The organism is Rhizobium sp. SYY.PMSO (assembly GCF_046840415.1).
GTDB lineage: Bacteria > Pseudomonadota > Alphaproteobacteria > Rhizobiales > Rhizobiaceae > Rhizobium.
Genome location: NZ_CP177351.1, coordinates 156,427 through 180,824, shown reverse-complemented (window position 1 = coordinate 180,824; position 24,398 = coordinate 156,427). Strand labels below are relative to the sequence as shown.

Here is a 24,398-nt window from a genome sequence, read left to right as displayed (position 1 = left end):
CAACATCGTCACAAGATTTTTTCGGCTCCGGCCGAAAGGAGACGCGCCATGGCCACTCTTCAGATCGCCGCAAACAACAATTCGGCCGCAGCCGCGGCCGCCCGGCCGGCCATGAGCCCGCTGCGCATGTGGACCGCCGTGATCGGCTCCACGCTCGGCGCCTTCATGGCTGTCCTCAACATCCAGATCGTCAACGCCTCGCTTGCCGATATCCAGGGCGCCATCGGCGCCGGCACGGACGACGGCGGCTGGATATCGACTTCCTACCTGATTGCCGAGATCGTGGTCATCCCGCTCAGCGCCTGGCTTGCCCGCGTCTTTTCGGTTCGCATCTACCTGCTGACAAACGCCATTCTCTTCCTCGTCTTTTCGGTCGGCTGCGCCTTTGCGGCCAATCTGCAGCAGATGATTATCCTGCGCGCGATCCAGGGCTTTTCCGGCGGCGTGCTGATTCCGATGGCCTTCACCATCATCATCACATTGCTGCCGAAACCCAAGCAACCGATGGGCCTTGCCCTCTTCGCCCTCTCGGCAACCTTCGCGCCGGCCATCGGCCCGACCATCGGCGGCTATCTCACCGAAAGTTGGGGCTGGGAATATATCTTCTACGTCAATCTCGTGCCCGGCATTCTGATGGTCGGCATGCTCTGGGTATCGCTCGACCGCACGCCGATGAACCTGTCGCTGCTCGCCAAGGGCGACTGGCCGGGCATCATCACCATGGCCATCGGCCTCGCCGCTCTGCAGACGGTGCTGGAGGAAGGCAACAAGGACGACTGGTTCGGTTCGCCCTTCATCGTGCGCCTGTCCGTCATCGCCGCCGTTTCGCTGACGCTTTTTCTCGTCATCGAACTGCGCGCGTCCCACCCGCTCCTCAATCTGCGCCTGCTGGTGCGCCGCAACTTCGGCTTCGGCATCGTCGCCAACTTCCTGATGGGCGTCGCCCTCTACGGCTCGGTCTTCATCCTGCCGATCTATCTGACACGCATCCAGGGTTATAATTCCGAGCAGATCGGCATGGTGCTCGCCTGGACCGGCATTCCGCAGCTCATCCTGATCCCGCTGGTGCCGCGGTTGATGAAGCGTGTCGACGCCCGGATTTTGGTCGTCATCGGCTTCGCGCTCTTTGCCGCCTCGAACTTCATGAACGTCCACATGACCGGCGACTATGCCAGCGATCAGCTCTTCTGGCCGAACATCGTGCGCGCCATCGGTCAGGCGCTTGCCTTCACGCCGCTGACGGCCATCGCCACCGCCGGCATCGAGCAGGAAAATGCCGGCTCCGCCTCGGCGCTCTTCAACATGATGCGCAATCTCGGCGGCGCGGTCGGCATCGCGGCGTTGCAGACCTTTCTCGCCAAGCGCGAGCAGTTCCACTCGAACATTCTCACCAATTCGGTTTCCGTGTTCGAAGACGCCACGCGCGACCGGGTTGCAAGGCTTACCGATTATTTCATGAACCACGGCATCAGCGACCAGGCGCTCGCCACCCACAAGGCAATCGTTGCGATCGCCTCCAGCCTGCGCAAACAAGCCAATATCATGGCCTTCAGCGACACCTTCTTTCTGCTCGGCGTCGCACTCGTCGTCGCCCTGCTTGCCAGCCTGCTTCTCAAGAAACCCGGTCATCTTTCCGGCGGCGGCGCGCATTAAGCGCCGCATTTAAAAAGGGGAGGACATCGACATGACCTTGATCTACGACATGCCTGAAACCGCCACCCGCAAGTCCAGATCGCCGCGCGGCGGGATCAATCCCACCGCCGCCCTGAGCCTCATCGAATGGCTGACCGGCGACGAATGCCATGCTCTCGATGAGGCAAGCCTCGTCTCCGGGCTTGGGCGGCGCCTGCGAGCGCTTGGGCTGCCTGTCGACCGGTTGACGCTGCATCTGACGACGCTGCATCCCGAATTTGTCGGCCGCACCTTCGCCTGGGCGCCGGGCGAACCGGTCGAGATACACGACCGGGAACACGGCACGCGCCTGGCTTTCGCCAATACGCCGCTCCTCAAGGCGCAGGGAATGCGCGAACCGCTGATCGTCGGCCCCGGCGAAAGCGCGCATGGTCCATGGCAGCACATCGACATCTTCTCCGGCCGCGATCTTGTGCAGCTGGTGATAGCGCCGCTGTGCAATGCCGACGGGCCGATCAGCACCGCCGTCTTCGGCACGCGGCGGCCGGGCGGCTTCACACCCGTCGAACAGGACGTACTCGAGCGGATCCTGCCGGCTCTGCGCAACACCTGCGAGCTACACGTTCTGCGGCAATGCGAGCTCAGTCTGCTCGACACCTATATCGGTCCCATGACGGCGAGCCGTATCCTTGCCGGACATATCCGCCGCGGCGAGATCGAATCCATGGAGGCCGCACTTCTGCTGTGCGACCTGCGCGGCTTTACCGAACTCTCCAACCGCTTGCCCGGCGCCACCGTCCTCGGCCTCCTGAACGCCTATTTCGACAAGGTCGTACCGGCGATCAGCCGCGAGGGCGGCGAAGTGCTGAAATTCATGGGCGACGCCGTTCTCGCCTTCTTCCCGAATATCGACGCGGCCGCGGCCTGCAATGCTGCGCTGAACGCGGCAAAGACGATCCTCGACGAAGCGGATGGCTTCCAGTATGACGACATCGGCATCAAGGTCGGTATCGCGCTGCATTATGGCGAGGTCAGCTACGGCAATGTCGGCTCAGGCAACCGCCTGGATTTCACGCTGATCGGCCCCGACGTCAATGTCGTCAGCCGCATCCAGAGCGTCTGCAGCGAGAGGGGCGAAGCGCTCCTGCTGTCCGACGCCTTCTGCCAAAAAGCCGAGATCACGGATGCGGTCTCGATCGGGACGCATCACTTGAAGGGTTTTGCCGACCCGATGGAACTGTTCACGCTCATCCGCTGAGGCGCATTCTGCCCGACCGCGCGAGACAAACGATCACATGGGCTGGCGCTCTTCATCGCCTGCCGCCGATGTCAGGCTGCATCCAGTGTCATCCCCGCGTTTGCGGCAGCGCCCCGCTCGTCCATATTACCGTCGGCCGGCTGCCCATGCTCCCATGAAGACGTGTTCCATCACATCAGCTCAGGGCGGCATTATGCGGCGCACTCAATACGACCTGCTTCTTTCCGGTCGCCGTCAGGCCCACGGCAAGCTCCGCCGCCTTACCGACATTGACCGTATGCGCGGCAAGGATTCGCTGCGCTTCGGCGGCATCCTCTTCCGTCAGCATGCTTTGCGGTTTAAGCGGCCTGCTGCCGCGGCGGAACTCGGCCGGGCTGCAGCCGAAACGGGCACGGAACTTGTTGTAAAAGACAGCCGGATTGCCAAACCCGTTCCGCTCCATGATCACACTGATCGTATGATCCGTTGTGCGCAGCTCGTCCGCGGAACTGTCGAGGCGAAGATTTTGGGAATAGTCACGGTAGCCGATGCCGAGATGACGCTTGAAAAGGCGTGAAAGGTGGCTGAGGGTCAGACCCTCTGCCTCGGCAATCTCGCTCAGATGCTGATTTTCGTCGTTGTCTCCAAGCGTATCCATGATTCTCAGGATTCGATTGCGGCTGTCGGAGCGCAGTTGCGTACCGGCGGCGTCCGCCTTTTCGTACGGAATCCAGCGATAGATAAAGCAGGCAAGAAGATTGGCGATCGTCTGCCGCGCCATTGCCTCTTCCGGGTGGTTCGTCTGATCGAGGATCAGCCGCGCCATCAGAGCCTTGATCGGGGCAACGCGGTTCATGAACGAACGGCTGTGCAGAAAGGTGCGGCAGAGATATTGCCGCGAGGCAAAACCGGGCAGGCCCAGCCGCTCGAAATGCCCGGCATCGAGGTGCACTCCGCAGATAAGCGCGTCCCGGGAGATCGACGTCGAGTTGTGCGGGACGTCGGCGTTGATGATAATCATATCGTCTTGATTCATCTCGCAAGTCTGGCCGTCGACCACCAGACGGAAGCTGCCCCGGAGAACGAAAAGTATCTCCATTTCCCGATGCCAGTGATAGGGCACGTCGGCATAGCCGTGGACGAACGGGCGGCAGTGAGATCCCGCCGTCGGCCCGTGATTTTCAAACCCGCAGTCGCGGACCTCCTGCCACTGCTCGGTCCTCAAATAGGCAACGTTCATCGTCTGTCCTCCTCGCTCCGGCGAGGAATAAACATCAAAAACTGTCGTAGTTCCAGAGCAATTTTCGCGGCTAGATGATACCGGCGTCCTATGCCATCAATCCATCATTCTTTGGCGCGGACGGTGATGCCGCACAGGCGAGGAGGCCTGCAAAGGCCGTCGGAATGCCTGACAGGATGGGATGGAATGCCGATGACGTGGAATATATCCGACAAGGAACTCGCTCAGCTCGTGGAGCAGATGACGCTTGAGGAAAAGGTGGCGATGGTCAGCGGCTCCGGCCTCTGGCGCACCCCTGCCAACTACCGCCTTAATATCCCGGAAGTGCTGATGACGGACGGCACCTATGGCGTGCGCTATTCGATCGAGCAGATCGACGGGCCGCAGGACAGCGACAGCCAGCTTGCCGCGTTCCTCGGCGTGGTCAATGCCGACCTTTCGCGAGGCGTCGAGGGCGCCTTCGGCTCGACCCGGCCGGCAACCTGCTTTCCCAACGGCTCGTCTTTCGCCTGCTCGTGGGATGTCGATCTCGCGCATGAACTGGGCGAAGCGCTCGCTGCCGAGTGCCAGGCTTTCGGCGTCAACATTCTGCTCGGGCCTGGAATCAATATCCGTCGTATGCCGCTCGCCGGCCGCAGCTACGAATACTACTCGGAAGACCCCGTCGTGACGGGCGAAATCGCCGCCGCCGTCATCAACGGCATGCAGGAAAACGGCATCGGCGCTTCGCTCAAGCATTTCGCCTGCAACAACTCCGAGGTCCAGCGCACCACCATGAGTTCGGTGGTCGAGGAGCGCGCGCTTCGCGAAATCTATCTTGCCGGCTTCGAGCGGGCGATCCGCAAATCCAATCCCTGGACGGTCATGAGTTCCTATAACCGCCTGAACGACGTGCAGGCTGCGGAGAACCACTGGCTGCTTACCGAAGTCCTGCGTGACGAATGGGGGTATGACGGCGTCGTCGTTTCCGACTGGCACGGCATCAAGGATCGCCCCGCCTCCCTGAATGCGGGCAACGATCTCGACATGCCGGAGAGCGGCGCCCGCAAGCAGGAACTGATCGAAGCCGTCGAGGCGGGGCGCGTGCCGATGGAAACGCTCAACCGTTCCTGCCTGCGCGTGCTCAAGCTGGTTCGCACGGCCAGGAACAATATCCGGCCGGACGTGATTGCGGACTACAGGAAGCATCATGCCCTCTCGCAGCGCATGGCAGCGGAATCGATCGTTCTGTTGAAGAACGACAACGGCCTTCTCCCGCTCAGCGGCGCGAAGCTCCGGAAGATCGCCGTTGTCGGAGCGGCGGCGACCGAACCGGTCATCCAGGGGTCGGGATGCGCAACCACGCGCCCCACCGAAGTCGACATCCCGCTCGACGAGATTCAAAAGATGGCGTCCGGGGCGCACATCCGCTTCCATGCGGTTTCCGATTTCGACGCCGGCAGCGCCGGTGAACAGGCGGCCCTCGCCGAGATCGATGCCGCCGATATCGTTCTGTTTTTCGGAAACACCGAAGTCGGCTATGACGGCGAGGGGTCGGATCGCACGCATCTGAACCTGCATGACGGTCAGGACGACCTTATCGAGCGCCTGTCCGCACGCAACGACAAGCTCGTCGTCATTCTTGCAACGCCCGATGCGGTCGTCATGCCTTGGCTCGGGAGCACGCCGGCGGTGCTTGCCGCCTTCTTTGGCGGCCAGGGAGCGGGCCATGCCTTGGCGCAGATCTTGTTCGGCAAGCAGAATCCGTGCGGCAAGCTCACGGTCACTTTCCCGGCACAGCTCGAGGATACCCCCGGTTTCCTCTCCTACCCGGGCGAAAACAACCGGCATATCTACAGCGAGGGCATTCACGTCGGCTATCGTTCCTACGACAAGCGCAAGCTCGCGCCGCTTTTCCCCTTCGGTTTCGGCCTCAGCTATACGACGTTCGAATACGCGAATGTCGCGGTCGATGTCGCGACGATAGATGCATCGAGCACGTTCCAGGTTTCGTTCGACGTCAAGAACACCGGCAGCGTCGCCGGCAAGGAAATCGCCCAGATCTATGCCCGGCCCCACGCACCGCGCCTGATCCGGCCGATTCGCGAGCTGAAGGGCTTTTCCAAGATCGAATTGCAGCCCGGCGAAACCAGGCGGGTCGTCGTCACGCTGGATGCACGCGACCTTCGCTACTACGATCCCGATTACCGGCAGTGGCTGCTGGACGCCGGCAAGCTGACGATCGAGGTCGGGGCGTCTTCCCGCGACATTCGCCTCGAAACGACGATCGAGGTAAAGGCGCCGGCCCTGCCGCTGAGCATCCTCAATGTCGAGAGCCAGCCCTTCATGGTGCTGGAGCAGGAATTCGCCCGCAAACGCTTTGGCGAATTCCTGCAGAAGCAGCTCGGCCTCGATGACGAGGAAACGGAGAAGATGCTGGAATATTGCGGCGGCTCCTTCCTCGGAATCTACAACACCGTCGCCTGGGTCGCCGGCGACAAGATCTCGAAGAAGGACATGGCCGACTTCCTCGACGGCGTGAACAGGGACATGGGCGTGGTCGTCGGCAAGGCCGCATGACATTGCGAAGCGCCGGCCGTCCCGGCGCTTCGCAACAAGATCAAGAATAAGGGAGCTCCAAAGGGAGGGGATTGATATGACACTCAGGCACTTAACTTCCTCAGTCGCTTTTCTCGGCTTGTTTGCGGCGTCGACTTCCGCTTTTGCTCAGACTGTCGACGTGCTGCAATACTGGACGAGCGCCAGCGAATCCAAGGCCATGAACGCCATTGCGGATGCCTACAAGGCACGCGGCGGCAAATGGATCGACAGCCCGGCGGCCGATTTCGATTCCGCTGTTGCGGCTGCGACGAGCCGTATTGCCGGCGGCGAGCCGCCTTCGGCCGTGCTCATGACGCCAAGCGCCGCCATGCGCGACCTCGCCACGTCCGGACAGCTGCGCAACTTCGACGATCTCGCCGCCGCCGGCGGGTGGCAGAAGGTGATGCCGCCGATCGTCTGGAACAAGCTGAGCGTCGACAACCACCTCGTCGGCCTGCCCGTCGGCATCCATGCCGATAACTGGATCTGGTATTCCAAGCCGCTCTTCGACAAGCTGGCGCTCGGGGAACCCAAGAACCTTGACGAGATGTTCGCCGCCGCGGACAAGCTCAAGGAGGCCGGCTATACGGCCTTTGCTGTGGGCGGGGAGCCGTGGCAGGAAGTGTCCATCCTCACAGACATGATCATTGCCCTCGGTGGTCCGGAATACTGGAACCAGCTCTTCATCAAGCGCGATCCGGAGGCCATGAAATCGCCTATCCTCTCGAAGGCGTTCGACCTCTACCGCAAGGTTTCAACCTATACCGATCCGGCAAGCCCGGGCCGCTCGTGGAACGACAGCACCAACCTGGTGATAACGGGCAAGGCCGGCATGCAGTTCATGGGCGATTGGGCGCGCGGGGAATTCCTCGCGGCCGGTCAGGTCGCCGGCAAGGATTTCGGCTGCTTTCTCGCACCGGGAGAAAAGCCCGCCTATGCCGTGATCGTCGATATCTTCGCCTTCCCCGTCAACACGGATGCGGATCGCATCAAGGGGCAGACGATGCTCGCGGAAACGATCATGGATCCGAAGGTCGAAGCCAAGATCGCGGCCGTCAAGGGCTCCGTACCGTCCCGCTCCGATGTCGATACCAGCACGCTCGACGCCTGCGCCGCGAAGGGCGTCAAACTGCTCGGTGATCCGGCTGCGGCCGTATCGGCATCCTACGACGCTCTTCCCGGCGATCTGAACGGGCAGATGACCGACCTTGCGACGCAATTCTGGACCGACCCTTCCATGTCGACCCAGGCTGCCGTGGATGCACTGAGCAAAATTCTTCAAAGTAAGTAATCGCTGGAAGCGGGGTGGCCGATCGTCCGCCCCGCCTTCTCCGCCGACAGGCGGAAGAGGGATCGCGGACATGTTCAGGGGTGAGGAAAACGGTTGCGGCCTACCGTACCGTACGAGGACTTGAAATGACCAACTGGCTCAACCGGCAAGCCTTCAGGCCGGACATCACGATCGCGATATTCTTCGCGATCGTAGCACTTTTCTTCTACGGCTCGATTGCCTGGACCTTCTACATGTCGTTGACGCGCTCGACGCTGCTTCCGACCTATCAGGTGGTCGGCTTCGAGCAATACGTCAAGCTGTTCACCAACGATCGCTGGCTCGTTTCATGCCTGAACATGGTGATCTTCGGCGTTCTCTACATTCTCGGCACGCTGGTCTTCGGCATGCTGCTCGCGATCTTTGCCGACCGGCAGATCCAGGCGGAGTCGCTCTTTCGCACCATCTTCCTTTATCCGCTTGCCGTTTCGCTGATTGTCACCGGCCTTTCCTGGCGCTGGCTTCTGGACCCTGTGAACGGTCTGCCGGCACTGATGCGCGCCATCGGCTGGGAGAGCTTCACCTTCGATTGGCTGACCCGCCCCGATCGGGCCATCTATACGCTCGTCATCGCCAGTATCTGGCACTCGGCCGGCCTTGTCATGGTCATTGTACTGGCAGGACTGCGCGGAATTGACAGCGACTTGTGGAAGGCGATCCGAATGGAGGGCATTCCGGTCTGGCGTGCCTATCTCCAGGTCATCTTTCCAGGCATGCGTCCGGTCATCGCGTCCTGCGTGGTGCTGCTGATGTCCGAAGTCATTCGCGGCTACGATCTCGTCATCGCCATGACGAAAGGCGGTCCCGGCATATCCACGGAAATGCCGGCGAAGTTCGCCGTCGACTTTTACTTCGCGCGCGTCAATCTCGGTCTTGCCTCGGCGGCGTCGATCATGATGCTGGTGCTTTCGCTGGTCCTGCTGACGCCCTATTTCCTGAGCGAATTCCGGAGGCGCACATGACGGCCGCAGCACAGAAACCGGCTTACGGCGCCCGCGTCGCACGCGCCGGCCTCTATACGTTCCTGATCGTTTCGGCCATCTTCTTCCTGCTGCCGCTCCTGCTGGTCATCATGAATTCGCTGAAGCCAATGGAGGAAATTAGGCAGGGCAACCTGCTGGCGCTGCCGGTCAACCCCAATTTCGATGCCTGGGTGGCCGCCTGGAAGAGCGCATGTACCGGCCTGGAATGCGGCGGGGTTCGCCCCGGCCTGTGGAACTCGATAAAGATCAGCGTCCCGGCCGTGGTGATCTCGACATTGGCGGGCGCGCTCAATGGATATGCGCTCGCCCAGTGGCGATCGCGACATGCCAACATGACGATGCTGCTGATCACCGTCGGCCTGTTCATTCCCTATCAGGCCATGCTCTATCCGACCGTCAAGATCCTCAGCAACGTCGGGCTGTTTCGCACCTATCCCGGTATCGTCTTCGTGCACGTCATCTATGGCCTGCCTTATACGACGCTATTGTTTCGCAACTTCTATGTCGGCATTCCCGATGAAATCAGTCGTGCGGCACGTATGGAGGGCGCGAGCTTCCTGCGCACCTTCTGGTCGATCATTCTGCCGCTTTCGACCAATATCCTGATCGTCGTGGCCATCCTGCAATTCACCGGCATCTGGAACGATTATCTGCTCGGTCTGATTTTTGCCGGAAACGACAATCTTCCGATGACGGTCCAATTGACCAATATCGTCAACAATGCGCGCGGCGCAGCCAATCCGAACATCAACATGGCCGCGGCGCTGATCACCGCCATCCCGACGCTCGTCGTCTATTTCGTCTCCGGCCGCTATTTCGTCCGCGGCATTGCCGCCGGCGCCGTCAAGGGTTGAACATGTCCAGCATTTCTCTCCACCAGATAAAGAAATCCTTCGCCGGCCTGACCATCCTGCAATCGGTCGACATGGAAATCGAAAAAGGCGAATTCATCGTGATTCTCGGTCCATCGGGCTGCGGAAAATCGACCCTGCTCAACGTCATCGCCGGTCTGGATGATTGCGACGCCGGCCAAATTGTCATCGACGGCCGCGATGTAAGCGGGCTGGAGCCGAGCGAGCGCGGCCTTGCCATGGTGTTTCAGTCCTACGCGCTCTTTCCCGCGATGACGGTGCGGCGCAATCTGTCGTTCGGCATGCAGATCGCCGGCATACCGAAGCAGACGATAGCGGAAAAGGTCGCCTGGGTCGCCAAGCTCCTGCAGCTCGAAACCCTGCTGGAGCGCAAGCCGAGCCAGCTTTCCGGAGGACAACGCCAGCGCGTGGCTATCGGACGCGCGCTCGTGCGCTCGTCGAGCATCTGCTTGTTCGACGAGCCGCTTTCCAATCTGGATGCAAAATTGAGGGCCGAGACCCGTGTGGAGCTCAAGCAGCTTCACGAAACCCTGAAATCGACGATGATCTACGTCACGCACGATCAAATCGAGGCCATGACCATGGCAGACAGGGTCGCCGTCATGCACAAGGGGAAGGTCGAGCAATTTGCCCCTCCCCAATCGATCTACGAAAAGCCGGATAGTCTCTTCGTCGCCGGGTTCGTCGGCTCGCCGTCGATGAATTTTCTCGACGGCAGGCTCGATGGCGCGGCCCGGTTCCTGGCCGATGCCGTTTCCATCGATATCTCCGGCTATCGGTTCGGAACGCCACCGGCAGCCGAAGACGCCGTTCTCGGCATCCGATGCGAAGACGTTTCGGTATTGGAACAGAACGCGCCGGATGGCATTCCGGCCACCCTGGCCTTCACCGAGCTACTGGGAGCGGATGCGCTCGGCTGGTTCGACTGCCTCGGCAAGCGCTTCAGCGTCAGAATGAGCATCGAAGCGGCACGCTCCATGCGCAAACACGTCAGCCTCCGGTTCAACATGGCAAAAGCTTCGATATTCTCGAAATCGAGCGAAAGGCGGCTGTGAGCATGAACGCGGCAATGCCTGGATAACGTCGGCGCGAGCCGTGTCCTTCCCCGGAACTGCTCTTAGGCCGCCGCGTCGGAGCCCTTCAAAGTTTTCAGCCATCCGGCTATTTCGTCGACAAGCAGATCCGGGCATTCCCGGTGCGGCGTGTGTCCGACATCGGGCAGGACGCGGCAGATACCGCGACCGTTGGCGATGATGCGGGGATGGGCAAGCGAGCCGTATTCGTCGCGATCGCCATGGATGGCCAGAACCGGACGGCTGATCCTGGCGAGCGTGGGCTCCAGGCTCCAGGATTCGAATGCAGGAGAAAGCCAGGTCCCGATCCACGCTTTCAGAACCCACTCCGCCTTTTCACCATGATAGCGGGTGAGCCTGTCCAAGGCTCCCGGCAGGGAAAAAGCCTCTTCAGCCACCTTGATGCCCTCGATCGTCCTGTCTTCGACAAAAGCCTGCGCTGCGATGGTGATGATGGCTTCGCATCGCTGCGCAAAGAAGGCGCCAGTCTCCACGGCCATGCCGCCGCCGACGCTATGGCCGCATGCCACGAAGCGATCGACCATAAGATTGTCCAGAACGAACGGAAGCTGATGGACCGCCTCATCGCGCAGGAAATTCAAATCGAGCCTGTCATGACGCGCGGACGATTGCCCGAAGCCGAGCCTGTCATAGGCAATCACGCGCCGCTGCAGGTCCGCCGCCAGCAACGCCGGAAAATCTCTCCAGAGCGTGACGCATCCGAGTGAATCGTGATGCAGGACGATGGGCACCCCGCCGCTCTCCGACCGCGGCGTCCATGACTTGGCAAACAAATCTCCCTTTGGCGTTGCGATCCAATGTTCGGCTTCCTCGATATTCCGCATTCTGTCCTCTACGCTACGATCGACCGCCCGTCGACGATTGCCGGAGGGCGGCATTTTTCTTCCTGCGTGCACGCAGCCTGGAACCTATCGCGATTTTCGGAGAAATGCCTCCGGGCATATCGAAGCATCCGGACGATTTGCCGCCAGTGACGATATCCCCGCACTTGGAGCAATTTCAGGAAAAGTGCGCAGCGGCTTTCCGTCCGGAATCGCTCCAGTCGAAGATTCCGATCCGTCAGGCCGGCGCGTAGAATCCTGCCTCGTGCGCTGCCCGGTCCAGCCCCTCGCGGAAATCGGGGTGAGCCAGTGCGATCAGTGCCTTTGCACGCTCTGCCACGGACTTGCCCTTGAGATTGGCCCAGCCATATTCCGTGACGATGATGTGGATATCGTTGCGCGGCGTCGTCACCGGGCCCGTCAGCGTCGGAACGATCCGCGAAAGCGTTCCCTTCGCCGCCGTCGCATGGCAGGCGATGATCGAGCGGCCGCCGCGCGAAGCATAGGCGCCGCGCACGAAATCCACCTGCCCACCCGTTGCGCTGAACTGTCTCCCGTTGACGAATTCGGAATTGCACGCACCATTGAGATCGATCTGCAGCGTGGCATTGACCGACACGACACGGTCGTTCTGCGCAATGACGAACGGATTGTTCACGTAATCCACGGGATGCGCCTCGACATCGGGATTGTTGTTCAGGAAATCGTAGAGCGGCTTGTCTCCCAGCGCGAAAGTGAAGATCGATCGGCCGAGATGCGTTTGCTTGCGGCTGTTGTCGACCATGCCGGCCTTGATGAGAGCGGCAAGTCCCGGCGTCATCATCTCGGTATGAATGCCGAGGTGACGGTGCTGCGAAAGACCGGCACAAACAGCGTCGGGCAGCGCGCCGATGCCCATCTGCAGGCAATCGCCATCGTCCACGAGCCCGGCAATGATGGCGCCGATGGCATCGTCGACCTCGGAACGGGGAGCAGGAGCGAGTGCCGGCAGGCTGGCGTCATTTTCGACCAGCGCCGTGACGCTCGACACGGGAATCATGCAATTGCCGCGCACGTAAGGCATGTTGGGATTGACTTCGAGGATCAGCCGGATCCCGGGCTTGCGCGAGACCGTCGCCGAATAATCGGTGCTGATGCCAAGGCTGAAGTTTCCGTCCGAATCCATGGGGGAGACGGTGGCGATCAGCGTATCCACCCCGACATGCTCGACTAGGGAGCGAGGCACCTGGCTGAAATGGCACGGCACAAGGTCGACGGCAGGCAGCGTTTCCGCCAGCCGCCTCTTGTCGAGCGCGCGCTCCACCGCTCCGTGAAAATAACTCATCGGAATGATCCGGTCGCGCAGATCGTGTTCGAATACGCTGGTGCCGGCGATACCCGTGCAAAGCAGGTAATGAAGCCTGACATTTTCTATGGCACCTGCCCGGGCACGCTCGGCCAGCGCGGCAAGGACGGCCGGCGGCTGGCCGGCCGCCAGCGGCATGGCGATCTTGGCGCCGGACGGGATCAGGGCGACGGCCTCATGTGCGGAGCGCAGGCGTTCGCGATACAGCGTCAGATGATTGGCAGCCATCGAGTCCTCCCCTTGAATGCCACTTTCGGCACAGATCCGCATCCTCCGCGCGATCGCATACGGTCCCACCTCCATGGCCGTTGCGAGCGCTTTCATTGCAGCGGGACGCGCCTACATAAAAGCGCGCAACTTGCCGTTTGCGCAAGACCCGAGCGTCGCCGGTGCCAGCAAACGCGCGAGATGCCACAGAAGCGAAGGCTGGATCGGCTCCCATGGGACAGACCCGAATGGACGGACGGTATCAAGCGCTTCCGTTGGCTCATCCGATTTAGTCCAATATGGACCATTACGATTTCGCGCCCGGCGATTCTGCACCTATTCTTTCGCGGTCCAAGGGAGAGACGCTGGCCGGCGACCTTCGCCGGCCGCAAGCCGCAATGGGAGGACTATCATGCTCTATGCCGTTCACTGCCTCGATCACGCTGACGCGCTGCCGCGTCGGCTGGCCAATTACGATGCACACAAAGCTTATCTGGCAACCGGCGCGGTCAAAACCGTGATTTCCGGACCGCTCGTGGCGGCCGATGGCGAAACGATGATCGGCTCGCTCTTCGTGTTCTCGGCAAACACCATCGAGGACGTGAAGGCCTTCAATGCCGGCGATCCGTTCCATGCGGCCGATGTCTGGCAGAGCGTCAGCATCAATCCCTTCCTGATGCGGGTCGATAATCGCGACTGAACAGAGGAAGCCGCTCCTGACTGGCGCGATTCCGGATCGGTCCAATCTGGACCATGGCTGGAGTCGGGCGCCCGAACTTGTATCTTCCCGCTGAGTTCCTGAGGATAGCTGGATGAACGACCACGAGTTTCTGCGTGTTTTCGAGTTCGTGGATCGACTGCGCAAGCCGTTCCTAGACGTCGCCGGTATCGAAGACGAGGCATCCTGGCGGATCGTTCACTACCTGATGACGTCCGAGCTCGAAGGCTATCCCGTAACGATCAGCAAGCTTGCGCTTGTCTCCAATCTGCCGCGGGGCACGGCCATCCGGCGGATCCAGGGCATGATCGAAGACGGGCTGATCGAACGGCGATCGTCCTCCGAAACGGCAAAGCGGGCAACGTTGCATCCGACGGCCCGCCTTTCCGCCCTGGCGGTGAACTATGCGGCGCAGACAAAGGCTCTGATCGCGGAAATTCTGGGTGGACGCCACGTCGAGGAGCATGAGGCGGACTATTATTTCGGCGCGCCGAGGCGCGGCAATTCCGTCATCCCGCCGATCAATCTGCTGACCAACAGGATCACGAAGGGCGTCGAACTCCAGTTCCTGCTGAACGACGACAATTATTTCGCCGCCATGCGCAACATGTGGTCGGACTTCCGCAACAATCTGGCGACGGCGAAGAGCTTCAAGCTGGTCCACCAGAACGACCTCTACCGGGAAGGCCTCGCCAATGGCGCGCGCGCGGTTTCGGCTTATGACATCATCGCAATCGACATGCCGTGGCTGGGGGAGTTTGCGAGCAAAGGGCTCATTCTTCCCATCGGCGAGATGATCCGCGAATCCGGTATCAACCCCATGGACTTTCACCCGTCGATCTGGTCGACGACAACGTGGCAGCGCGTGGAATACGGCGTGCCGATCTACTGCACGATCGAAGTGCTGGCATGCCGCTCCGATCTTTTCGAGAGAACCGGTTTCGCACTGCCGCGCACCTTCGACGACGTCATCCAGGCGGGCCGTTCGTTTCACAATCCGGCCGCGGATCGGTATGGCATCGCTTGGAACGCGGCGCATATGCCGCTTGCCTCCAGCTTCATGTTCTTTCTCGGCTGCTGCGGCCAGACGGTGCTCTCGATCCGGCGCACGCCGACCGGCTACTCCACCGAAAACCTGGATGCGCAGCACATGCGGCCGCAAGTCGACAGCGAGGCAGGCCTGCTGGTCCTGGATTACATGCATCGGCTGGTCGAAATCGCGCAGCCTGGTGTCCTCGAGGCGGACTGGGACGATGCCTGCGCCATTTTTCTCAAAGGGCAGAGCGCCATGGCTTACGTCTGGACCATGCGTGCGGCGCAGTTCGAGGCGGAAGTGCGTTCCGCCGTGAAACGGCGGGTCTCCTATGTGCCGCAGCCATCCGGGCCGGGCGGCACCAACACATCGCCCATTGGCGGCTTTCTGCTGTGCATTCCCTCGAACATCGATCCGAAGCGGCTGCCGTTGGCAACCGAAGCCCTTGCCTGGATGGCCTCGCGCGAGGCGATGAAGGAGCATGTGAAGAACGGCTTTCCGGTCGCACCGCGCTTCTCGGTCAGTTCGGATCCCGAAGCTATTGGAAGATCGCAGCTCGTGCGCTTCGTCGGCAGCCTCGGCAACCGCAATCTTCTGCGCAACTGGCAGCGCCCGCCGGTTCCTTTCTACACCGGCATGGAGCGCATCATCGGCGAGGAAATCCATGATGCGCTTTCTGGCAGGAAATCCGACCGGGCGGCCCTGAAGCATGCTCAGGACCGGCTCGACCGGATCATCGATCGCAAACGTATCGACGGCTGACCCGTCAGGCAATCGCCCGGATCGAGCCGCCGTCGACGCCCCAGACGGAAGACGTGACGAAGGAGGCAAGGTCTGAGGCGAGGAACACGATGACATTGGCCACTTCCTCGGGCTTGCCGAGGCGACCGAGCGGCAGCTGGCGCAAGGACATTTCGTGCTCGACGGCCTTCTGCGGCTCCATGTTGTGGAACTTGCCCATGGTTTCGGCAAAGCCGCCCGGCTGCGTCCAGAACGGCGTCCAGATCGGCCCCGGCGCAACGGCGTTGATGCGGATGTTGTTGACGCCTTCCGTGCGGGCAAGCCCCTTGGTCAGCGCCAGCACGGCCGCCTTCGACGCCGAGTAGTCGATCGGCACGCCTTCGGGCTGTCGCGCCAGATCCGAGCCGTTGTTGATGATCGCGCCATGGCCCTGCTTGCGCATGACCGGCAGGACGGCGCGGGTCATGCGCACATAGCTCATGAAATTGAGCGAGAAGGTCTTGTCCCAATCCGCATCGGTCAGCTGGTCGAAGGTCCGCACCGCTCCGGCGCCGACGTTGTTGACGAGCACATCGACCACGCCGCCAAAATGGGCGATGGCCACCGCCACCTTTTCCTCGATATCCCCGGCGGAGGAGAGATCCGCCTTGATGGTCGTCGCTTTGCCGCCGGCCGCGTCGACGGCGGCCGCCGTCTCGGCAAGCCCGGTCTCGTCGATATCGAAGAGCGCGACCCGGCTTCCTTCGCGACCGAAAGCGACGGCCGTCTCGCGGCCGATGCCCTTGGCCGCGCCGGTGATCAAGACCGCCTTCCCTTTAAGATTGGTTTCCATGAGATCCTCCCTATTTTGCGGCAAATTGCGCCATCGTGGTTTCGAACGAGCGACGTGCCGCCTCTTCGAGCGGCAAAACGCGATGTTTTGTCGAGATCACTTCCACCGAGTAGAAGCTGTCGAAGCCGGTTTCGCGGATCGCGTCGATGAAGGCAGGCGGATTGAGCACGCCCTCGCCGCAGAGCCGGCGTTGATGGATCGTGTCTTCCCATAGCGTGCCGACGACCGTTCCATCGGCATCGTCGAGCTCCACCGAGACGACATACTGCTTCGGAATGCCGGCAACGGCTTCGTAAGGAATGCCCGCCCGGGCGATATGCCAGATATCGAGCAGCAGCCCGCCGTTCGGCTGCGCTGCCCCCTCGACGATGGCACGCGCCGTTTCCAGCGTCCGCACGTTGGAAAAAGGCATGACCTCGAGCGCGATCTTCGTTCCATGACGTGCAGCTTCCCCGCAGATCGCGGCAAAGCTGTCGGTGACATGCGGCAGGTCGATTGCGTCGGCCTCGAATTCCGGCGCGATCTTCACATCGCGCGCTCCGAGCACTTCCGCCGCTTCGAAGAGTTCCCGACGGACTTTGTCCGAAGCGATGCGCAGCTCGCCCGAAGCAAACCAGTGCGTGATGAATTCCAGCTCGACATGCGGCATGGCGTTGGCATCGAGGATGCGGCGCATTTCCTTGAGGCCGATCTTCTCCCTCGTGGCCTGAAGATCGGCATGGATAAGGCCGACACCCTTGTAGCCGGCCTTCGCCGCCGCCTCCACGCGCTCGGCAAAGGAAAAGGGGCTGATTTCGTTTTCGGCGAACGGATAGACATCGCCCGAGATGGTCCAGTATGCGGCGACGAGTTCAATTGGCTTGCTCATGACATCCTCCTCACACCGATGCGCCTTCGGAGCCCGTGCGGAAATCGAAGCTCGTGGTCAGCCCGCCATCGGCGACGATCTCCGCGCCGTTGAGCGCCGTCGAGGCGTCGGACAGCAGGAAAAGCGCGGCACGAGCGACTTCTGCAGGATCGAGAATGCGGCCCGAGGGCTGGCGATTGGCGCGGGTCGAGAGAAAGCGGTCAGGATCGATGGCCGACTTCATGTGGCGCTCGAACAGGCCGGCCAGCATCGGCCCCGGGCTCAGAACGTTTGCCCGCACGCCCTGGCGGGCATGATCCATGGCAACCGTGCGCGTCAGCTGGCGGACTGCCCCTTTCGAAGCGGCATAGATGGCAAGCTGCTGCTCGGCAAAGGTCGCGTCGATGCTGGCGACGGCGACGATCGGACCGCCGCCCCGTGCGATCAGCAGCGGCAGCAGCGCCCGGAACGCAAGCGCTGTTCCGATGAAGTTTACCGACATGGTCTTTTCCATGGCCGCCTTGTCGAATTCGAGCACTGTTCCGACATTCAGCATGGCCGCGGACGTGACCAGACCGACCGTTCCGGGATCCTCGCTGTTCACCGTCGCGACGATGCCTTCCCACGTCGCCTCATCGGTTACGTCGCCCTGAACGTGGGAGTAGAGATCGCTCGAAAGGATTTCCGGAGCCGGGGCCAGATCCACGCCGATCGTCCGTACGCCGCTTTCCGCCAGCAGGCGGGCGATGTTGGTTCCAAGACCAGAGGCCGTGCCGGACACAACGACGAGTTCCGGAAGAGCATTGTTGAAGACTGGCTCCGAAGCCATGGGATATTCCTTTTCTGAAATCTGGAGAGGTGAGACACGGCGCTCGACGCCGTGCCCCGGTTCAATTCAGCGGCCGATGGCGGCGTCGCATTCGGAAATATTGTCCTTGGTGATGATCTCGTGCGGCAGGAAGATCTCTTTTTCGACCGGCTTGCCGTCGAGAAGATCGACCACGGCTTTTGCCGCATACTTGCCGTCGTCGATGGGCGATTGCAGGACGGTGGCATATTGCGTGCCGTCCTTGATCTGATTGACGCCCTCGATCGAGCAGTTGGAGCCGACAAGCACGAGTTTTGCCGGATCGATTCCGGCGCGCTTCGCGGCCACGATGACACCCGACATCATATTGTCGGCCTGGGCGTAGACGCCTTTCACCTCGGGACCGATCTGCGTGAAGAGAGCAGCGGCGGCATCCGTGGCCTTGGTCTGGTCCCAGTTGCCATTTTGCTTGCCGGCCACGGTGATACCGCCGGCCTTTTGGCCAAGAACCTCTTCGAAGCCCTTGGAGCGCAGGATCTGGGGCGGCGTGCCCGGAACGCCTTCGACGATGAAGATCTTGCCTTCGCTGCCGAGTTTCTTCTCGGCAAAGCCCTTGATCATGGCTTCCGCCGCGGACTGGCCGTTGCCGAGATCCGAGGGACCAGTGAAGACATTCCAATAGTCGGCATACTTCTTGTCAGGCTCGGAATTGGTGATGACAAGCGGAATCCCGGCCTGCTTGATCTTGCGCAGGGAAGGCACGATGGCGCTCGAATCCGCCGGCCACAGCACGATGGCGGCCGGGTTCTGCGCGATGGCCTGATCGACCTGCGATGCCTGTTCGGCGGCATCGTAGTTGGTGATCTTCACCTCCAGATCGATGCCGGCGGCGGCTGCGACCTCCTTGAAGGCCCGCTGGTGCAGAGCGCAATATTCACACTCCTCCGTCACCGTCAGCAGGATCACCTTCGATCCCTTGGCGGCGGCGCTCGCCATTGCCGGCACCATCAGCGCACCGAGCATCGTCGTTGCCATCACCAGTTTCGTCAGTCCTGAAAGCCTCATTGCTCTTTCCTCCCGTTTAAAGAGTGCACGCCTCCTTGCCCGCCGATTGCGCCGGCGGTGATTTTACGAAGGTCGTACGGTTGGTTCCGCTAAGCGGAATGCCCGGCCCGCAACATTGTGAGCCGCTCGCTCATCCATGCGCCCAACTGACCGTCGAGCAGCACGATTCCCATCAATACGAGGCCGTTGGCGAAGAGGATGCCTGTCGCGCCCATGCCGATCAGGCTCATCCCGTTGTTCATCACCGTCAGGATCAGCGATCCGAGCAGCACATGCGCCGGCGTCCCCGAACCGCCGGACAACGCCACGCCGCCGACGATTGCGGCGGAGACCGCCTGCAGCATCAGATTGCCGCCTGTCGTCGCCGCCGCGCTGGCAAGGCTCATCGCAAGCATGCTGCCGGCAAGCGCGGCTGCGACGGCCGAAAGCACGAAGACGATCAGCAACGACCGCCCGACCCTCGCGCCGCTGGCCGCGGCCACCTGCCGCTTGCTGCCGGCCACACGGATATCGCGGCCCATGAGGGTGTAGTGCATGAGGATGCCGACAAGTGCGAAGGCAGCAAGCGTGATCAGGCTGCGTGCCGAAAAGACGACGAGAACCGGATCGTCGAGCGCAAAACCGAGATCGAAATCGTCCGTGCTGATGACCTTCCCACCGGCGAGCCAGAAGGCAAACCCCGAGAGCGCCATCATAGAACCGACGGTAACGACCAGCGAGGATACGTTGAAGCGGCTGATGACGATTGCGTTCACGCCGCCGACCAGGACCGCGAAGACGAGTGCCACCCCCATGCCGCTGACAAGGCTGTCGCCACCGGCCACCAAGGTCAGGAGACCGCCCACGGCGACCATCGAGCCGACGCTCAGATCGAACTCTCCGGCGATCATCGTCAGCGACAGGCCGAGCGCGACCATGCCCAGCAGTGCGAAGGATTGCATCAGCGCGTAGAGATTTCGGCCGCTGATGAAGGCCGGGTTCCAGAGGGCGAAGATCACGACCAGCGCGATCAGAAGAGCAAGGCGAAGAAGGGTCGCGCCCGAGACCGCCTTCGATTTGTAGCGCGTCGCCATGGGCCTACCTCCGCAAACCGAGTGAAAGAGCGCCAAGGATAACCGAGCCGATGACCACCAGCCCCTTGACGATGAGCTGAATCTCCAGCGAGAGACCCTTGAGCAGCAGGATATTGGAAATCATGGCGAGGAAGACCGCGCCGATGGCGGCATCCAGCACGCGCCCCTGGCCGCCCCTGATCGCCACGCCGCCGACGAGCACGGCGGCGATGGCATCGAAATCCAGCCCCGCACCGAGCTTCAGATTGCCCTGCGCGGCCTGGGAGCCGTAGAGAGCTCCGGCAAACGCCGCCGCCATGGCCGCGAAGACATAGGCAAGAACCAGAGTACGCTCCACACGAAGGCCGGTGAAGGAAGCAGCCTTCGGATTGAGGCCGATCAGACGCAGCTCCCGGCCGAAGCGGGTCCGTTCGACGACGAAGCCGAGCACGACCGCGGCGAGCAGGAAGAGGAGGATCTGGTTGGGCAGGCCGAGGGTGCGACCGACGCCGAGCCAGCTCGCATCGCCCTGCCCCACGACGGTCAGCCCCCCGGAATAGAAGGAACCGGCGCCGGTGATGATCGAAGCCATGGCGATCGTGGTGATGATCGGATTGGTTCGGAAGAGCCCGACCGCGAGACCCTGGGCAAATCCGAACAGGGCACCGATCATCACCACCACGACCAGGCTTGGGAGCAAGCCTAAATAAAGGAAGGACGCGAAGAGGATGGTCGAGACGGCGGCCGTTGCGCCCATCGACAGCATGAAGAGATTTCCCGAGAGCGTGATCAGCGCCATGCCCACCGCCGCGATGCCGACCGCCGATGTCGAGTACATGATGGCGGAGACATTGGCGTTGGACGAGAAGCCGGGAATGGTCAGCGTTGCCCAGAAGGCGAGAAGCAGGGTGGCGATCCACACGGCCGTCGACTGGATGCGCTCCGGCCGGACAAGGCTGGCGCCGAGCGCCTTCAGGTCGAATTCGGTCAAGGCCGTGCCTCCACGCGTCGTATTGCTTTTGCTGCTCATGCTGCCCTCCTGACAGGACCGCGCACGACATCGCCGAGGACGGAGTCCATCGTCGTTTCTTCGACCGGCAGGTCATTGACGATCTCGCCGCGGAAGACCGTGATCACGCGTTGCGACAGTTCGCGGATCTCTTCCAGGTCCGTCGAAAAGAACAGGACGACCAGTCCCTGGCGGGCGAGCGCCTGGATTTCACGATAGATTTCGGTTCGGGCGCCCACATCCACGCCCCGGGTCGGCTCGTTGAGCACAAGGACTTTCGGTTCGAGCGCAACGGATTTGGCAATCGCCACCTTCTGCTGGTTGCCGCCCGAAAGCGTCGATGCGGCGAGCGGCAGACGCCGGCTATCGATCTGGAACCGCCGCGCCAGATCGTTGGCGCGCTGGCGGGCATCGGCAAGCGCCAGGACGCCGAAACGGTTGAGGCGATCGAGGATCGCCGCGGTCAGGTTGACCTCTATCGGAGCGCCGAGAAAGAGGCTCTTGCCGCCGCGATCCTCGGAGACATAGGCGATGCCCGCACGCGTCGCCGCAGCAATCGAGGTAACGTTCACGGCCTGTCCATCGATGCCGATCGAACCCGTATAATGTCTTTCGAGGCCGGCGAGCGTTTCGACCATCGCATTGGCGCCGGCGCCGAGCTGGCCGATGAGCCCGACGATCTCGCCTTTGCGGAAAGAGAGATCGACCGGCTGGAACTTACCGGGCACGCCGAGACCTGCGAGCCGTACCACCGTGTCGGCGGCGGCAAGTTCGGCGCTGTTGCGGATCGAATGCGCGGACGACACCTCACGGCCGATCATCTCGGTGACGAGCTCGTCGTTCGTCCATTCGCCGGTGGGCTTGGTCATGACGCGCTGACCGTTGCGGAAAACGGTGACACGATCGGTGAGCGCGAAGATTTCCGGCAGCCGGTGGCTGATATAGATCACCGCGGTCCCCTGGCCGCGCAGCCACCGCACCGTCTCGAAGACGCGCTGGATCTCGGCGTCGGAAAGGCTCGCCGTCGGTTCGTCCAGGATCAGAACCCGGGCACCGCGCATGACGGCTCGACAGATTTCGAGAAGCTGCTGCTCTGCGATCGCGAGCCGTCCGGCTTCGATGTCGAGCGGGACATTTGCCAGGCCGAGCTGGTCGAGCGTTTCGCGCACCCGCGCCGTGTAGCGCCTGCGAAAATAGAGTTGCGAAATATCCGGATCTCCGAGGAGCACGTTGTCGAGCACGGAAAGGTGCGGAATGATCGACAATTCCTGATAGACGACGGAAACCTGCTTCGGACTGGTGAGCTCGCCTGCCTTGAGGAGTTCGCCGTCGATGCGGATCTCGCCCGCATCCGGCGCCATCAGCCCGGCGATCATGCGCACAAGGGTACTTTTCCCCGCACCGTTCTCTCCGCACAGGGCGTGGATCTCACCGGCCTGAAGATCGAAGTCGACACCTTTGAGCGCCTGGATTCCGCCGAAAGATTTGCGCAGGTCTCTGACCGTCAGAACGGCTCTTTTGTCCATGATTTCCTCCCAAGCATCGCGCCTCCGAGCGATGAAAGAGAAGCTAAACCAGAAATCCCGGCAGCCCATAAGCAAATAGTCCATATTGGACCATCGAAGCCAGAGCGGCCTCCCTGATACGGCAGATCACCTGGGCGCATCGGGCGGCACTGTTGGTAGAACGACAACACGCACCCGGCAGCCGTCCGGCGTCTTCTCCGATTCCTCTCGAAGCTCGTCCGGTTAACGCGGCCCGCGGCTGGACTTTTCGCCAAAATCCGCCTGATTATGCGCGGCGCGCCAAATTCTGCGTTCTGTATACAACATACTTGACGGCACAAAGTTTCCCAATTAGCCTCCCACCGAAGTCGAATGACAGGTGCAATCCGATGTCGAGTGGAATGAACGGCAGCCCCATCATAGCGCTTGCCACGGGAGACCCGGCTGGCATAAGCCCCGAGCTGACGGCGAGGTTGATGATCTCGGAGCCGGTCAAGGCGGCGATGCGGCTGATCGTCATAGGCGATCGGCGTGTGCTCGAGCGCGGCGCGGACGAGGCGGGGCTTGCCCTCGACTTCGAGGAAGTTGCGCCGGATGCGCTTCCCGGTGCGAGCTCAGCTCGTCCCGTCTTCGTCAATCTCGCAAATCTGGATCCCGATACGATCGTACGCGGTGAAGCGACCCCCGTTGGCGGCCGGTTCGCGACCGAGAATTTCGCCTTCGCCTTGACGCTCGCCAAAAACGGCGTGGCGGATGCCGTTTGCTTCACGCCGTTCAACAAAAAGGCAATGCGGTACGCCTATGATGGCTATGATGACGAGATACGCTTCATCTCCGACGTGATCGGCTTCAGCGGAAAGGCAAGAGAGTTCAACGTTTTGGAGAACGTATGGAATGCGCGCGTAACATCGCATATTCCCCTTGCCCAGGTCGCCCCGAGCCTCTCGGTCGATGCGATCCTGGCCGAGCTCGCGCTCACCTTCGATTGCCTGCGGAAGACAGGGATCGAATCTCCGAAGATTGCCGTTGCCGGTCTCAATCCGCATGCAGGCGACGGCGGAAGCTTCGGCCGTGAGGAAATCGACATCATCGCGCCTGCGGTCGAAGAGGCCGTGCGCCGCGGCATGTCGGTCAAGGGCCCCTACCCCGCCGATACGGTCTTCCTGACTGCCTTGAAAGAAGGTTTCAATGCCGTCCTGACGATGTATCACGATCAAGGGCAGATCGCGATGAAGATGATGGGCTTCGACCGCGGCGTGACGATGCTCGGCGGCTTGCCGTTTCCCGTTTGCACGCCCGCGCATGGCACTGCCTACGATATAGCGGGCAAAGGGATCGCCAACCCGAATGCCAGCGAACGGGCGCTTCTGCTTGCAGCCAGCATGGCAAGCAGGGCGCACTAGCCGAAATCGGCAGATACTGACTTTGCGACATGCCATGGAAGGGA

Annotated in this window: 20 protein-coding genes and 1 pseudogene; 10 read left to right on the top strand and 11 right to left on the bottom strand. The window is 61.7% G+C overall.

The features are described from left to right. Positions 1–48: 48 nt before the first annotated feature. Positions 49–1,653: an MDR family MFS transporter gene (locus ACJJVH_RS27630; protein WP_412066697.1), complete on the top strand. Its 1,605-nt coding sequence runs from the start codon at positions 49–51 to the stop codon at positions 1,651–1,653. A gap of 49 nt (positions 1,654–1,702) precedes the next feature. Then, positions 1,703–2,890 (top strand): adenylate/guanylate cyclase domain-containing protein, encoded by a 1,188-nt coding sequence (locus ACJJVH_RS27625; protein WP_412066934.1) that lies wholly within the window; start codon positions 1,703–1,705, stop codon positions 2,888–2,890. Positions 2,891–3,065: 175 nt separating this feature from the next. On the opposite strand, the gene ACJJVH_RS27620 is transcribed toward ACJJVH_RS27625, so the two are convergent. Continuing rightward, positions 3,066–4,109 carry a helix-turn-helix domain-containing protein gene (locus tag ACJJVH_RS27620; RefSeq protein WP_113358650.1) on the bottom strand — a complete coding sequence of 348 codons (1,044 nt, stop codon included), beginning with the start codon at positions 4,107–4,109 and terminating at the stop codon, positions 3,066–3,068. Positions 4,110–4,301: 192 nt separating this feature from the next. On the opposite strand from ACJJVH_RS27620, the gene ACJJVH_RS27615 reads away from it, so the two are divergent. From ACJJVH_RS27615 to ACJJVH_RS27595, 5 genes are all read left to right on the top strand, one after another. Continuing rightward, on the top strand, positions 4,302–6,668 hold the full coding sequence (locus tag ACJJVH_RS27615) for a beta-glucosidase family protein (protein ID WP_412066696.1): 2,367 nt from the start codon (positions 4,302–4,304) through the stop codon (positions 6,666–6,668). A 76-nt stretch (positions 6,669–6,744) separates the two neighbouring features. Continuing rightward, a complete protein-coding gene (locus ACJJVH_RS27610) occupies positions 6,745–7,980 on the top strand; it encodes an ABC transporter substrate-binding protein (protein WP_113422257.1) in 1,236 nt (411 codons plus the stop codon). A 125-nt stretch (positions 7,981–8,105) separates the two neighbouring features. After that, positions 8,106–8,981: a carbohydrate ABC transporter permease gene (locus tag ACJJVH_RS27605; protein WP_112795058.1), complete on the top strand. Its 876-nt coding sequence runs from the start codon at positions 8,106–8,108 to the stop codon at positions 8,979–8,981. Next, positions 8,978–9,856, top strand: coding sequence for a carbohydrate ABC transporter permease (locus ACJJVH_RS27600; protein ID WP_113358653.1), 879 nt, complete (start codon positions 8,978–8,980; stop codon positions 9,854–9,856). Before ACJJVH_RS27605 ends, ACJJVH_RS27600 begins: the two co-directional genes overlap by 4 nt. A 2-nt stretch (positions 9,857–9,858) precedes the next feature. After that, on the top strand, positions 9,859–10,929 hold the full coding sequence (locus tag ACJJVH_RS27595) for an ABC transporter ATP-binding protein (RefSeq protein WP_412066695.1): 1,071 nt from the start codon (positions 9,859–9,861) through the stop codon (positions 10,927–10,929). Positions 10,930–10,991: 62 nt separating this feature from the next. Here ACJJVH_RS27595 and ACJJVH_RS27590 read toward each other — a convergent pair whose 3' ends face one another. Continuing rightward, positions 10,992–11,792: an alpha/beta fold hydrolase gene (locus ACJJVH_RS27590; RefSeq protein ID WP_412066694.1), complete on the bottom strand. Its 801-nt coding sequence runs from the start codon at positions 11,790–11,792 to the stop codon at positions 10,992–10,994. Between the two features lie 235 nt (positions 11,793–12,027). Further along, positions 12,028–13,362 (bottom strand): acetyl-CoA hydrolase/transferase family protein, encoded by a 1,335-nt coding sequence (locus ACJJVH_RS27585; RefSeq protein WP_113358659.1) that lies wholly within the window; start codon positions 13,360–13,362, stop codon positions 12,028–12,030. Positions 13,363–13,753: 391 nt separating this feature from the next. Here ACJJVH_RS27585 and ACJJVH_RS27580 point away from each other — a divergent pair, with 391 nt between their 5' ends. Beyond that, positions 13,754–14,041, top strand: a complete 288-nt coding sequence (locus tag ACJJVH_RS27580) for a YciI family protein (RefSeq protein WP_112795054.1) — start codon at positions 13,754–13,756, stop codon at positions 14,039–14,041. Positions 14,042–14,153: 112 nt separating this feature from the next. Beyond that, on the top strand, positions 14,154–15,854 hold the full coding sequence (locus ACJJVH_RS27575; RefSeq protein ID WP_412066693.1) for an extracellular solute-binding protein: 1,701 nt from the start codon (positions 14,154–14,156) through the stop codon (positions 15,852–15,854). A 4-nt stretch (positions 15,855–15,858) separates the two neighbouring features. Here ACJJVH_RS27575 and ACJJVH_RS27570 read toward each other — a convergent pair whose 3' ends face one another. From ACJJVH_RS27570 to ACJJVH_RS27535, 8 genes and pseudogenes are all read right to left on the bottom strand, one after another. After that, entirely contained in the window at positions 15,859–16,665 is an 807-nt protein-coding gene (locus ACJJVH_RS27570) for an SDR family NAD(P)-dependent oxidoreductase (RefSeq protein WP_412066692.1), read from the bottom strand. 10 nt (positions 16,666–16,675) lie between these two features. Further along, positions 16,676–17,533 (bottom strand): sugar phosphate isomerase/epimerase family protein, encoded by an 858-nt coding sequence (locus tag ACJJVH_RS27565; RefSeq protein WP_412066691.1) that lies wholly within the window; start codon positions 17,531–17,533, stop codon positions 16,676–16,678. A 10-nt stretch (positions 17,534–17,543) separates the two neighbouring features. Next, a complete protein-coding gene (locus ACJJVH_RS27560) occupies positions 17,544–18,341 on the bottom strand; it encodes an SDR family oxidoreductase (protein WP_112795050.1) in 798 nt (265 codons plus the stop codon). Positions 18,342–18,407: 66 nt separating this feature from the next. Further along, positions 18,408–19,385 (bottom strand): sugar ABC transporter substrate-binding protein, encoded by a 978-nt coding sequence (locus ACJJVH_RS27555; RefSeq protein ID WP_412066690.1) that lies wholly within the window; start codon positions 19,383–19,385, stop codon positions 18,408–18,410. 89 nt (positions 19,386–19,474) lie between these two features. Then, on the bottom strand, positions 19,475–20,458 hold the full coding sequence (locus tag ACJJVH_RS27550) for an ABC transporter permease (protein WP_412066689.1): 984 nt from the start codon (positions 20,456–20,458) through the stop codon (positions 19,475–19,477). 4 nt (positions 20,459–20,462) lie between these two features. Beyond that, entirely contained in the window at positions 20,463–21,467 is a 1,005-nt protein-coding gene (locus ACJJVH_RS27545; RefSeq protein WP_112795047.1) for an ABC transporter permease, read from the bottom strand. Beyond that, positions 21,464–22,507, bottom strand: coding sequence for an ATP-binding cassette domain-containing protein (locus tag ACJJVH_RS27540; RefSeq protein ID WP_412066933.1), 1,044 nt, complete (start codon positions 22,505–22,507; stop codon positions 21,464–21,466). The genes ACJJVH_RS27545 and ACJJVH_RS27540 overlap by 4 nt, the downstream gene beginning before the upstream one ends. A gap of 18 nt (positions 22,508–22,525) precedes the next feature. Continuing rightward, a pseudogene (locus ACJJVH_RS27535) lies at positions 22,526–22,873 on the bottom strand (ATP-binding cassette domain-containing protein); the annotation flags it as partial. A gap of 467 nt (positions 22,874–23,340) precedes the next feature. On the opposite strand from ACJJVH_RS27535, the gene ACJJVH_RS27530 reads away from it, so the two are divergent. After that, complete coding sequence (locus ACJJVH_RS27530; RefSeq protein WP_412066688.1) at positions 23,341–24,354, top strand: 4-hydroxythreonine-4-phosphate dehydrogenase PdxA; 1,014 nt, start codon at positions 23,341–23,343, stop codon at positions 24,352–24,354. Positions 24,355–24,398 lie beyond the last annotated feature (44 nt).

What these genes read in the sequence shown, in the direction of transcription:
- ACJJVH_RS27595 (WP_412066695.1), top strand. Translation starts at nt 9,859, where the DNA reads ATGTCCAGCATTTCTCTCCACCAGATAAAGAAATCCTTCGCCGGCCTG.
- ACJJVH_RS27620 (WP_113358650.1), bottom strand. Translation starts at nt 4,109, where the DNA reads ATGAACGTTGCCTATTTGAGGACCGAGCAGTGGCAGGAGGTCCGCGAC.
- ACJJVH_RS27600 (WP_113358653.1), top strand. Translation starts at nt 8,978, where the DNA reads ATGACGGCCGCAGCACAGAAACCGGCTTACGGCGCCCGCGTCGCACGC.
- ACJJVH_RS27555 (WP_412066690.1), bottom strand. Translation starts at nt 19,385, where the DNA reads ATGAGGCTTTCAGGACTGACGAAACTGGTGATGGCAACGACGATGCTC.
- ACJJVH_RS27630 (WP_412066697.1), top strand. Translation starts at nt 49, where the DNA reads ATGGCCACTCTTCAGATCGCCGCAAACAACAATTCGGCCGCAGCCGCG.
- ACJJVH_RS27625 (WP_412066934.1), top strand. Translation starts at nt 1,703, where the DNA reads ATGCCTGAAACCGCCACCCGCAAGTCCAGATCGCCGCGCGGCGGGATC.
- ACJJVH_RS27565 (WP_412066691.1), bottom strand. Translation starts at nt 17,533, where the DNA reads ATGAGCAAGCCAATTGAACTCGTCGCCGCATACTGGACCATCTCGGGC.
- ACJJVH_RS27530 (WP_412066688.1), top strand. Translation starts at nt 23,341, where the DNA reads ATGTCGAGTGGAATGAACGGCAGCCCCATCATAGCGCTTGCCACGGGA.
- ACJJVH_RS27580 (WP_112795054.1), top strand. Translation starts at nt 13,754, where the DNA reads ATGCTCTATGCCGTTCACTGCCTCGATCACGCTGACGCGCTGCCGCGT.
- ACJJVH_RS27610 (WP_113422257.1), top strand. Translation starts at nt 6,745, where the DNA reads ATGACACTCAGGCACTTAACTTCCTCAGTCGCTTTTCTCGGCTTGTTT.
- ACJJVH_RS27605 (WP_112795058.1), top strand. Translation starts at nt 8,106, where the DNA reads ATGACCAACTGGCTCAACCGGCAAGCCTTCAGGCCGGACATCACGATC.
- ACJJVH_RS27545 (WP_112795047.1), bottom strand. Translation starts at nt 21,467, where the DNA reads ATGAGCAGCAAAAGCAATACGACGCGTGGAGGCACGGCCTTGACCGAA.
- ACJJVH_RS27540 (WP_412066933.1), bottom strand. Translation starts at nt 22,507, where the DNA reads ATGCGCGGTGCCCGGGTTCTGATCCTGGACGAACCGACGGCGAGCCTT.
- ACJJVH_RS27590 (WP_412066694.1), bottom strand. Translation starts at nt 11,792, where the DNA reads ATGCGGAATATCGAGGAAGCCGAACATTGGATCGCAACGCCAAAGGGA.
- ACJJVH_RS27615 (WP_412066696.1), top strand. Translation starts at nt 4,302, where the DNA reads ATGACGTGGAATATATCCGACAAGGAACTCGCTCAGCTCGTGGAGCAG.
- ACJJVH_RS27575 (WP_412066693.1), top strand. Translation starts at nt 14,154, where the DNA reads ATGAACGACCACGAGTTTCTGCGTGTTTTCGAGTTCGTGGATCGACTG.
- ACJJVH_RS27560 (WP_112795050.1), bottom strand. Translation starts at nt 18,341, where the DNA reads ATGGCTTCGGAGCCAGTCTTCAACAATGCTCTTCCGGAACTCGTCGTT.
- ACJJVH_RS27570 (WP_412066692.1), bottom strand. Translation starts at nt 16,665, where the DNA reads ATGGAAACCAATCTTAAAGGGAAGGCGGTCTTGATCACCGGCGCGGCC.
- ACJJVH_RS27585 (WP_113358659.1), bottom strand. Translation starts at nt 13,362, where the DNA reads ATGGCTGCCAATCATCTGACGCTGTATCGCGAACGCCTGCGCTCCGCA.
- ACJJVH_RS27550 (WP_412066689.1), bottom strand. Translation starts at nt 20,458, where the DNA reads ATGGCGACGCGCTACAAATCGAAGGCGGTCTCGGGCGCGACCCTTCTT.